The 9,861-nt window shown below is 40.8% G+C and carries 12 protein-coding genes and 1 tRNA gene; 5 read left to right on the top strand and 8 right to left on the bottom strand.

All coding sequences use genetic code 11. From position 1 onward, the window contains the following. Positions 1–341 (top strand): TonB-dependent receptor (locus K1X56_13730; GenBank protein MBX7095776.1); only part of this gene is annotated, 341 nt, incomplete at its 5' end. A 10-nt stretch (positions 342–351) separates the two neighbouring features. Next, on the top strand, positions 352–924 hold the full coding sequence (locus tag K1X56_13725) for an NAD(P)H-dependent oxidoreductase (GenBank protein ID MBX7095775.1): 573 nt from the start codon (positions 352–354) through the stop codon (positions 922–924). Here K1X56_13725 and K1X56_13720 read toward each other — a convergent pair whose 3' ends face one another. The 8 genes from K1X56_13720 to K1X56_13685 form a co-directional block, all read right to left on the bottom strand. Continuing rightward, entirely contained in the window at positions 925–1,116 is a 192-nt protein-coding gene (locus K1X56_13720) for a hypothetical protein (protein ID MBX7095774.1), read from the bottom strand. Positions 1,117–1,197: 81 nt separating this feature from the next. After that, positions 1,198–3,303: a peptidylprolyl isomerase gene (locus K1X56_13715; GenBank protein ID MBX7095773.1), complete on the bottom strand. Its 2,106-nt coding sequence runs from the start codon at positions 3,301–3,303 to the stop codon at positions 1,198–1,200. Positions 3,304–3,381: 78 nt separating this feature from the next. Continuing rightward, positions 3,382–4,656: a hemolysin family protein gene (locus tag K1X56_13710; GenBank protein MBX7095772.1), complete on the bottom strand. Its 1,275-nt coding sequence runs from the start codon at positions 4,654–4,656 to the stop codon at positions 3,382–3,384. After that, positions 4,653–4,883 carry a hypothetical protein gene (locus K1X56_13705; GenBank protein ID MBX7095771.1) on the bottom strand — a complete coding sequence of 77 codons (231 nt, stop codon included), beginning with the start codon at positions 4,881–4,883 and terminating at the stop codon, positions 4,653–4,655. Before K1X56_13705 ends, K1X56_13710 begins: the two co-directional genes overlap by 4 nt. Before the next feature lie 5 nt (positions 4,884–4,888). After that, positions 4,889–5,461 carry an LPS export ABC transporter periplasmic protein LptC gene (lptC, locus tag K1X56_13700; GenBank protein ID MBX7095770.1) on the bottom strand — a complete coding sequence of 191 codons (573 nt, stop codon included), beginning with the start codon at positions 5,459–5,461 and terminating at the stop codon, positions 4,889–4,891. Next, positions 5,462–6,781 (bottom strand): hypothetical protein, encoded by a 1,320-nt coding sequence (locus K1X56_13695; GenBank protein ID MBX7095769.1) that lies wholly within the window; start codon positions 6,779–6,781, stop codon positions 5,462–5,464. 28 nt (positions 6,782–6,809) lie between these two features. Continuing rightward, positions 6,810–8,159, bottom strand: coding sequence for a hypothetical protein (locus K1X56_13690; GenBank protein MBX7095768.1), 1,350 nt, complete (start codon positions 8,157–8,159; stop codon positions 6,810–6,812). Next, positions 8,152–8,877, bottom strand: a complete 726-nt coding sequence (locus tag K1X56_13685) for a type III pantothenate kinase (protein MBX7095767.1) — start codon at positions 8,875–8,877, stop codon at positions 8,152–8,154. Before K1X56_13685 ends, K1X56_13690 begins: the two co-directional genes overlap by 8 nt. A gap of 90 nt (positions 8,878–8,967) precedes the next feature. Between K1X56_13685 and K1X56_13680 the strand changes: the two genes are divergently transcribed. The 3 genes from K1X56_13680 to K1X56_13670 all read left to right on the top strand — a co-directional run bounded on the left by K1X56_13680 (position 8,968) and on the right by K1X56_13670 (position 9,834). Further along, positions 8,968–9,043: transfer RNA gene (locus K1X56_13680), tRNA-Phe, on the top strand. A 38-nt stretch (positions 9,044–9,081) separates the two neighbouring features. Continuing rightward, a complete protein-coding gene (locus K1X56_13675) occupies positions 9,082–9,336 on the top strand; it encodes a GIY-YIG nuclease family protein (protein ID MBX7095766.1) in 255 nt (84 codons plus the stop codon). Between the two features lie 243 nt (positions 9,337–9,579). Then, positions 9,580–9,834 carry a GIY-YIG nuclease family protein gene (locus K1X56_13670; GenBank protein ID MBX7095765.1) on the top strand — a complete coding sequence of 85 codons (255 nt, stop codon included), beginning with the start codon at positions 9,580–9,582 and terminating at the stop codon, positions 9,832–9,834. Positions 9,835–9,861: the final 27 nt, after the last annotated feature.

The raw sequence follows: 9,861 nt of genomic DNA, 5'->3' as shown, positions 1-9,861 counted from the left end.
GTAAAAAAGGTAATGTATTCGCATTTAACGTACGCAGCAGTTGGGTGGGAGGGAAGTTCCTGACGCCAATAGATCTTGCCGCTACGCAATCTGCCGGATATGCTATTTTCGATTTGAATAACGCATACAGTCAACGCCAGAGTGATTATTTCCGTTTCGATGTGAAACTATCATTCCGACGCGAATTAAAAAAGAGTACAATGGAATGGGCTATCGATTTACAGAATGTAACGAATCATAAAAATGTATTTCGCAATAGTTATAATCCGAGAACAGGACAATTAGTCACCGAATACCAGCAAGGATTTTTCCCTGTACCTACTTTCCGTTGGACATTTTAATCATCTAACCATGAAAAAAATATTAATCATAAACGGCAATCCGCGAAAGGATTCTTTTTCCGATGCAATTGCTTTGCGCTATAAAAATGGCGCTGGAGATTCATGTAAAATTCTTAATCTGCATGAACTGAATTTCGATCCTGTATTGCATACCGGATATAAATCGCAGCAGAACATGGAGCAGGATTTAATTCAAGCTCAACAGCTCATTTCCGAAGCAGAACATATTGTGTGGGTATTTCCTATTTGGTGGGGCGAAATGCCTGCATTATTGAAGGGATTTATCGATCGTGTTTTTCTTCCCGGATTTGCTTTTAAATACAAAAAAGATTCTCCGATGTGGGATAAGCTTTTAAAGGGAAGAAGTACAGAGTTAATTGTCACCATGGACGCGCCGGTTTGGCATCATGTATTGTTTAACCGAAGTCACGGAACAAGGGCCTTGAAAAAGTTTACGCTTGAATTTTGCGGATTTCGTTTTCTGGGAACAACCCGGATGGGTTCGATGCGGTTTTCAAATGAACAAAAGCGTGAGTTGTTTTTGAATAAAGTGCAAACGCTTGCCAGGAAAAGAAGTTCCTGATTATTTTTTGCCTTCGATGCGTCCGGTTTTTTTGTTGTAGCCATAGGGACAATGTTTACATCCGCTTTTACAACAATAGCCGCGCTTCAGCAAATACTTCTCGGTAAACACAATATATCCTTCCGGCGTTGTATAATAATCGTCGGGTTCTAATTGGTTTCGCTTCGAGAAGGAAGAATAATCGTCGCTCATCGCTTAATATTCACTTCGTTTGTTTCTAAAAAAAAATCCTTCCGAGTAATACTGGAAGGATTTTTTTTGATTTGGTATTTTTTAGTAGGCAGTACGCTTGTCTACAATTTTTGCATTTTCCTTTAATGCTTTGAAAGCATCGCCACCTGCACGATTTCTGCGAACGGTGATCAGGTTATTTTTGCTTGTAGCATAGTCGGTAGTTTGAGCCGGTTCAATCACATCCACCAATTGAACAACGTACACACCCGTTTTCCCTTGAATAGGAACAGTCATTGCGCCTTTGTTTTGTGGTGTTAATGAGAAGATCGTTCCGATAACTACAGGCTCATTTCCTCCACCACCTTTAATGGTAGTTGACCCGAAGTTGACTTCAACATCCTGAACAATGGTATTAGCTTTAGAGGCTACGTCTTCAATGGATTTCGCACCGCTCATTTGTTTTTTCAGGAGTTCAGCTTTTTTATCCTGACGAGTAGGAATCATCATGATGTCTTTGATGTCTTCGAATTCGGGAACACCTTTTTCTTTTACGGAAACAATATGTGCAATTACAATATTGTCACCATAAGTGATTGCATCAGAAACATCATTTTTAGCACCGGTTTGAACGAAACGAATTAATTCTCTTGAACGGTCATCACCATTTAACGTGTGCTGAATGTTCATTACCTCGTTTTCGAAGGTCACCAGTTTTTCTTTTTTAGCGTATTCTTCAAACTTACTTCCGTCGTTAATTTTTTCGAGGAATTCATTAGCCAGCATACGAACGGCTTCTTCTGTTTCTGAACTTGGAACGATTTTTTTATCGATCGTAGCATATTTCACACGCTTCGCCTGACGTTGACCGAGAACTTCCACAATGTGAATTCCGTAATCGGTTTCAACAATTTGCAGATCGCCAACTTTTCCGTTGAATGCAGCGTTTTCAAATGGTTCAACCATGCGGCCTTTCGGGAACCAATCATAAACACCACCATTGCTCATACTTCCCGGATCATCGGTAAATTTCGTTACCATTTCCTCGAAGTTATTGTTGCGACGAATTACGGTACGGATACTGTCGGCACGTTTTTTCAAATCTGCAATTTCTCCTTTTTCTTTTCCAAGAAGGATGTGCCGAACACGAGCTTCCGGTTCATATTTTACACCGCGGATTTTGGTTAAGCGCAGGTAGCCGAATTCTTCATACGGACCAACAATCGCTCCTGAATCTGCATTTTGAATTAAAGAATCTGTGGTTGGAGAAAACTCTCCTGATACAGAATAATTGCTGTTGAAATATTTATTATCCGAATAAAGCATCACATAAGAAGAATCGTTAGATGCCTTTGCGAAGCCATCCTTGATTTCATTCATTTCAGCTTCCATTTTAATGCGGTCTTCCTTGGTAGGAATTAATGGGAACTGAACATATTCAAACACACGTGATCCTGGTTGCTCGTATTGTTTACGGAATTTGTTTTTCTCGTAATACGCTCTGATATCTTCGTCGGTAACCGTAACCATGGAATCAGGAATATCGAAATATTTCTTTACCACATAGCGGATTTTGTAAATGCGGTTATTGTCTTCGAAATGACGTTTTGCTTCTGCGTTGGTAACGTAAACAGCTTTTGAAATCAGCGTAGAATATTTAATATTCATGCGCTCTTCTTTGATGTTCTGCTCAAATTTGATCCATTGCTCTTTAGCAGCACGTGCCTGGTCGTTCGGAGCTTCCAGTGCATTAAGGTAACGAACCAGTGAATCTTTAGAGAACTGACCCATGGCATCCTTAAAACCGGGTTCTGATAAAATAGCAGGGTGAATGTTTACCCCGTAAATCATATCGTTAAGCTCTTCCTTCGGAACGGAGAACGGGAAATGTGCTAATTCACGCTTGGAAATGATTTCACCTACCAATTGATTCCATACGTTTTCACGCATTTGGTCAACTTCAGTTTCACTGAGGGTTGGCTGACCCATCGCCTCGCGACGAGCGTTTTCTCCTTCTGTCATTTCACGAACGCGACGATCGTATTCGATTCCGTCAATCGGTTCGCCATAGGCTTCACCAATGGATGTGTCGAGTGGACCACCACGCTGATTAGTGAGGAAATCTCCAAGAATAAAAAGTACAAGAGAAAGTCCAACTAGTACAATTACCAGCACAGACTTTTCGCGAATTTTACCAATAATGGCCATTGTTGTAAATATTTAAGGGCTGCGAATATACGGAGCAGAATCCTTTTTTAAAAGCCAATTTGCAAGAATGGAGCAGGATTAATCCGTCAATGCAGGGAGGATCCGGATAATTTCAATTTTCTGACCCGTAACAGACTCAATTACAAACCGGTAGGCTCCAGCTTGGACAGTGGTTCCTTTTTCGGGAATATCTTGGGTTTGGTTAATGATATAGCCTGCCAGCGTACTGTATTCATCGTTAACGGGAATCTGAAGGCTATAGGTCTCGTTGAGGTAGTCGATTTCCATCCGGCCGCTAAAGAGAAATTCCTTTTCAGAAATCTGCTTTTCAATCAGTTCTTCCGTATCGTGTTCATCTTCTATTTCTCCGAAAATTTCTTCAATGATATCTTCCATCGTTACTAAGCCTGAAGTCCCGCCAAACTCATCTACAACAATGGCTATAGAGCGGCTTTGTTTAGTGAATTCTTCCAGCAGGGATTGTGCAGATTGTGTTTCCGGAACGATGGAAATGGGAAGTAGAATGTCCTGAATCCTGGTAGGTTGTTTAAACAATTCGTAGGAGTGAACATATCCGATGATGTTATCTAAATTATCTCTGTAGATTAAAATTTTAGATAGTTGCGTTTTAATGAACAGTTGTTTTAATTCATCGATGTTGGAATCGACATTAGCAGCAACAATTTCTGTACGGGGAATCATACACTCTCTGATTTTTACTTTTGAAAAATCAAGTGCATTTCTGAAGATCTGAATTTCATGATCGATTTCTGTCTGACTTTGCGCCGCATTTTGTGTTACTTCTTCCAGATAGTTATCCAGATCAATTCTCCCTAAACCAACATCGGTGCCGTCTCCCTTTTTATTACCGGTAAATATTCGAAGAATCCCTTCTGAAATTCCCAGCATGATCATGGTGGGTAACCAAAGAATGAGATAAATCAAAATCATCGGAAGTGCAAATACTTTTAATATTCCGTTGGGATTGATTCTGAAAATAGCTTTGGGAAGAAACTCTGCGGTAAAGAGGATGATCAGCGTGGAAATAAATGTTTGTACCACAAGTACGAACCAACGGTTATCCCAAACATAATCACGAATAGGGGGCTCAAGAATTAAAGCGATATAAATACCGTAAACTACCAATGCAACATTGTTACCCAAAAGCATGGCAGCAATGAAGTGAGAAGGTTTTTTTACAAAAAAGGAAAGGATGCGAGCAGAGAATAAACCTTGCTTGTTTTCTAACTCAATTTTGAGTTTGTTGGAAGATAAAAAAGCAATCTCTATTCCTGAAAAAAAGGCAGAAAGTAAAATGCAAATGAGAATAATAAAAAGAGAAGTGGAAATCATTTTCCTGCTTTAGAATGGTTGGAACGATCGGCTTCTTTTTGCTTCTCGAAACGCTTTCTTAATCCACGACGCATAATGTACATGGCTGCAGAAAGAAGTGGAATTACCAAATACCATTTAGATTTGTTAACGGATTTTTCGGTCACCATCAGAAACACCACCAGTGCGGTTGTGGTAATGGTTAAAAGTAACCACATAATTTCAGAAAATCGATTGTATTTTTCCATGTTGTTTATTCCTCGTTTTGGTAATTGTATTTCCCGGCAACGCCATTGAATTCATACCAGTCAAACGCCTCCCCGGCTTTTAGTCCTTGTCGGCAGGTAAAAATTCCGTCTCTTCCATGTACCACCACGAGTTTATCGGTAAATACTTTGGCGCTGTCCTGATTCCAATTCAGAACCTCCGTATTCATGGTGTCGCCCCGCATAAAATTAATAAAAACCACATTGCTCCGAACCAATAAACTGCGATTGGCCTGGTCCAATAGTCCATAATTCGATGTTAAAACGGATTCTTTTTGTTGACCCGGTTTAAAAAAGGTGAGCTTTAGCCCATTGGGAAATTCCATTTTCTCCTTGGGGGAGTAAAATTTATTAATGAGGGGCGTTTCCAGAATGGCACGGGTTTGACCTGAATCTGAATATATGAGGGTGACTTCCTCCATGGTCTCCTGCGGCATTTCATCGATGCGCGCAATGCGGTCAACCTCCTTTGGATCGTTTACACATGAAAAAAACATTCCGGCCCCAAACAGGACCGGAATGCATTTTAAAAGTATTCGTGAACCAGGGAGAGGGTTCATTTAGTCTTTCGGTATTTTAACATCTTCATTGATCCAGCAACCGATGTGGAAGGTTTCTCTATCGAGCAGACCATGTTCAAAAATCTCAGTACGGTTAGGATATCTGGAACGATAGGCACCAATTTTACCGTTGGCTTCGTCACTCAGTGATCCATCAGCTGCTTTAGCACGTTGCATATATTCTGCTGCAAGTATGTAGTTGAATTTACGCTCGAACTCCGTTTCTCCGCAACCGGAACCTGCAATAGCCTGACCGATTACATAGTATGCTTGTCCGCTTAATTTTGAGTCTTTACTCATGGCCTGACGGGCGAATGAAGCTGCAGTGGAAGCATTACCTGCGTTGAGGTTGGCTTTTGCTGCACCCATGAGGTAATCACCGATTTTTGGACAGTCGCCACACATCTCAATTGCTTTTTTGAAATTGGCGTTAGCTTCACTGTATTTTCTTTTGTTGTTCATGGAAAGTCCAAGGCTGTAATAACCATCTGCAGACGGTTCTGCTTCTAACACTTCTGCAAGAACTTTATCGAAGATTTCATTGTTGTTGAAATTCTTCTTGTTCATTACATCAAGTAATTTTTTCATTTCAGCAATACGAGCTGCTTTATCTTCTTTAGGTACAGTGCTGTATTTTTTGTTAGCGTATTCGTACACCTTATCTTCTGTTAAGTAAGGTACTCCGTATTTATCCACTTCATCATTAGCAATGGTGCAGTTTTTACTGTCGGGAGTAGCTGCTAAATTCGCTTCGAGGTATTCTTTAACACGGAAATATTCTTCCATCACTTTATCATTCGGAGCGCTGGGATCTTTCTTTTTGTTCATGATCACCAGCGACTGGAAATAACGCATCAACGCAACACAAGGCGTTTTTTCTTTTTCGCGGTCAATCAATTCCTTAAGAATTCCATAAGCAACCTGCGGTTTATCCTGACGATAGCGTAACATGTCGTTACCATAAGCTTCCATGGTTTCAGTTGAACGTCCGAAATATTCCATTCTGCGTTCGTAAACCCATGCAAGGGTATCAACCAATTTATCTTTACGGGCTGCATCCTTTTCGTTATCGATAAAATAACGGTAGATGATAGCACCATTGATATATACCGATTCTTTTACTTTAGGACAAACCTTCACAACACAACGCCAGTGCGTAGCTGCTTCTTCGTAGTTTTTTTGTTTTAATGGTTCTGTGTAAAGAGAAAGACATTTTCTGCATTCCAGACTATCGCTTCCCCAGTCTTCTTTCTGTGCAAAAGAGTTGTTTACCCAACCGATCATTGCAATCAGAATGAACATTCCTTTGATTGTTTTCATTGTTGTATTATTTATTGTGGTGAACATATTAATCATATTTACGCTTGTGAAACCATCCGTCGGTATTACTTGGACTCACAGAAATCCCGATATACAGATTAAAATATCTTTCTTCGAGCAGGTTATTTTCTGTTGTTCCCTTTTTACCGATTTCGCCTCCTATGTTTAACATAGAAAGAGAACGGGAGTTTAACAATGGTAGTCCTAATCCAAAACTTATGCCATTCTGCTTCAGCTGTGTGTTATTTAATTGTAAATAGGTGCTGTAGAAACGGTATCCAATTCGATAACTGGCTGTTTGCCAAATTTTTGCTTCGGGAATTTTTTCAAATACCAGTGGGGTGTATTGAATTCCAAATCCAAATCCGCTCGAATTTTTCAATTGATCATCAACGGTTACACCCCCAAATACTTCTGCGTATTGCGACCAATTTTGCATATCGTACTGGCCCGTAATCACCAGTCTCCGGTTCAAACCTTTATCGCGCGGAATTAACACTTCATAGGCAAATCCCGCAGAAAGTCGCGTAGGGAAGCTCATGTATCCGGAGATCGTATCGATGTATTGAATGGTATCCAGCGGGTATTCGGTAGAAGTGTTTCTGAAACTGTATGCCAGCATTTCCTGACGCGCATTGATATCTGCTCCCAGGTTATAGGCGATGCCGACACTTAACTGAATGCTGTCCTTAATTTTCATTTTGTATTGTAAACCGAAATCAGCAAGGAAATCTGAAACGATGGTATTGTGTTTTACTTTGGTGTTCAGAATTCCGGTATAGGCCGGAAAAACGGCTTTTCGTTCACGAAGAATATTCCCAAACAGATAAGAACCCCGAACGCCCAGACTTACGGTATGCCGTTTTGCGTTTACAATTTTATAACCGCCACCAAGATAGAGTCGGTTAATTCCACCTTCGCCTTTAAAGGAGTAAGTTACATCGCCAATATTCTCTTCGGCAACCACCGATTTCATATTGTAACCAACCGAACTAAAGGGAACAATTCCAAATGAAAATCCGGAACGTTGATTGATCGGAAATGCAAGGGTTATATTGCGTAATCCAATTGCATTACTGGTTTCGCTGGTGTTTTGTGAAGAAGATTGTACAAACATTCCCCCAACACCAATATCGAAAATGGGACGATGCGGCATAATATTCGCAAAACTCGCCGGGTTGCTGATGTTGATTAGAAAGGAGTCTGCCAATGCCACAGAAGAGTATCCCCATCCTGAATAAGCTGCCAATCCGTTATTATTCAACTCTCCAAATGCATAGCGCGAATAAGGGGAGGACACATTTTGTTGCGCAGATGAAAAGCCACCCAGCAGGATGCAAATGAGAATTAAAAAAAGATGTTTTCTGCTTTCAGGCATTGTAGTTTAAAATTGCATTCAGCCCTTTAAGGGTTAAATAAGGGTCTGCAAAGATGGAAAAATTAAAGGCATCGGCAAAAAGAGGGGCATCTCCTCCGGTTAACCAGATTTCTTCCACACCAAACTCTTCCTTGTAGGATCTTACAAATCCCTCCATTTCAGCTTTCATGCCTAAAAATGCTCCAGAAATCATCGACTCCTTTGTGTTTCGTCCGATTAACAAATTACCTGATTGTGTATCCAATAACGGCAATCGGTCGGTAAAAGTATGCATGGCCTCATACCGCATGTGTAATCCCGGACTGATAGATCCTCCAAGGTATTCGCCGGCTGAATTCACAAAATCAAATTTCAAGCAGGTGCCCGCATCCATAATTAGGCAGTTTTTCCCTTTAGACGCTGTTGCCCCAAAACAGGCATTAGCCAGCCTGTCGCGACCAAGCGTCTCCGGACTCAGGTATTTATTAATAACCGGGGTAGGGGTGTGTTGATCGAGCAGGATTAGTTTATTACCGGAAAAGGGGAGAGGGAAATTGAGTTGAATTACACTGGAAATGATGACCTGTGCATCATTGTATTTTTGATTGATTCCTTCCAGGGCCTGCTCCGCTTCAAAAAGGGTACTATGGAAATATTCAAGTAATTGATCTCCTTTAAAAACAGCTCCCTTTAAAGCGGTGTTTCCGAAATCGAGTACCAGATTTAGTTTTTGGTGCATGCTCAAAAATAAGGCTTTCTGAACTTTTTAAGCTTTTCAACTTTCTTTTTTGCTTTTCAGGAATTTTAGTTATTTTTGCCGTCCCTTAACGGTGCGGTAGCTCAGTTGGTAGAGCAAAGGACTGAAAATCCTTGTGTCGTGGGTTCGATTCCCTCCCACACCACCATAAACCCTGGCAGATTTGTCGGGGTTTTTTTGTTTTCTATGGATACGGTATATGTATATGTTTTACGCAGCCTGAAAGATGGTTTATTTTATGTCGGCATGACTACAGATTGTGAAAAACGACTGATGGAACACAATACAGGAAAATCGAAGTTTACCAGTGGCCATATGCCCTGGGAGATGATTTACAAAGAGTCGCATTTGGGTTATGCAGCTGCAAGGAAGCGTGAAAAATATTTAAAGTCAGCTGCAGGAAAACGATGGCTTTCAAAACATTTACAGAGTGATCTGTGAGTTTTATTTGAAAAAAAATACGGATCGGCAGCATTCGTTTGGGCCTGTCCGTCTGGTTTAATTGGTCTGGGTTCTCCGCCTAATTATCATTAGTCGGACAGGCCTGGTTGGTGTTCATTCGTGTGGGTTCCCCGCCTAATTATCATTAGTCGGACAGGCCTGCCCGACTAACGTCAGTCAGGCGGGGATTCCCTCCCACACCACCATAAACACTGACAGATTTGTCGGGGTTTTTTGTTTTCTATGGATACGGTATTTGTATATGTTTTACGCAGCCTGAAAGATGGTTTGTTTTATGTCGGCATGACTACAGATTGTGAAAATCGACTGATGGAACACAATACAGGAAAATCGAAGTTTACCAGTGGCCATATGCCCTGGGAGATGATTTACAAAGAGTCGCATTTGGGTTATGCAGCTGCAAGGAAGCGTGAAAAATATTTAAAGTCAGCTGCAGGAAAACGATGGCTTTCAAAACATTTACAGAGTGATCTGTGAGTTTTATTTGAAAAAAAATACGGATCG

This window comes from Flavobacteriales bacterium, from assembly GCA_019694795.1.
Lineage (GTDB): Bacteria > Bacteroidota > Bacteroidia > Flavobacteriales_D > UBA2798 > UBA2798.
This window is presented reverse-complemented; position numbering and strand designations above follow the sequence as displayed.

Excerpts from the sequence above, each read along its gene's own strand:
- K1X56_13720 (MBX7095774.1), bottom strand. The coding sequence starts at position 1,116 with ATGAGCGACGATTATTCTTCCTTCTCGAAGCGAAACCAATTAGAACCC.
- K1X56_13690 (MBX7095768.1), bottom strand. The coding sequence starts at position 8,159 with ATGCCTGAAAGCAGAAAACATCTTTTTTTAATTCTCATTTGCATCCTG.
- K1X56_13695 (MBX7095769.1), bottom strand. The coding sequence starts at position 6,781 with ATGAAAACAATCAAAGGAATGTTCATTCTGATTGCAATGATCGGTTGG.
- K1X56_13725 (MBX7095775.1), top strand. The coding sequence starts at position 352 with ATGAAAAAAATATTAATCATAAACGGCAATCCGCGAAAGGATTCTTTT.
- K1X56_13705 (MBX7095771.1), bottom strand. The coding sequence starts at position 4,883 with ATGGAAAAATACAATCGATTTTCTGAAATTATGTGGTTACTTTTAACC.
- lptC (MBX7095770.1), bottom strand. The coding sequence starts at position 5,461 with ATGAACCCTCTCCCTGGTTCACGAATACTTTTAAAATGCATTCCGGTC.
- K1X56_13715 (MBX7095773.1), bottom strand. The coding sequence starts at position 3,303 with ATGGCCATTATTGGTAAAATTCGCGAAAAGTCTGTGCTGGTAATTGTA.
- K1X56_13670 (MBX7095765.1), top strand. The coding sequence starts at position 9,580 with ATGGATACGGTATTTGTATATGTTTTACGCAGCCTGAAAGATGGTTTG.
- K1X56_13675 (MBX7095766.1), top strand. The coding sequence starts at position 9,082 with ATGGATACGGTATATGTATATGTTTTACGCAGCCTGAAAGATGGTTTA.
- K1X56_13685 (MBX7095767.1), bottom strand. The coding sequence starts at position 8,877 with ATGCACCAAAAACTAAATCTGGTACTCGATTTCGGAAACACCGCTTTA.
- K1X56_13710 (MBX7095772.1), bottom strand. The coding sequence starts at position 4,656 with ATGATTTCCACTTCTCTTTTTATTATTCTCATTTGCATTTTACTTTCT.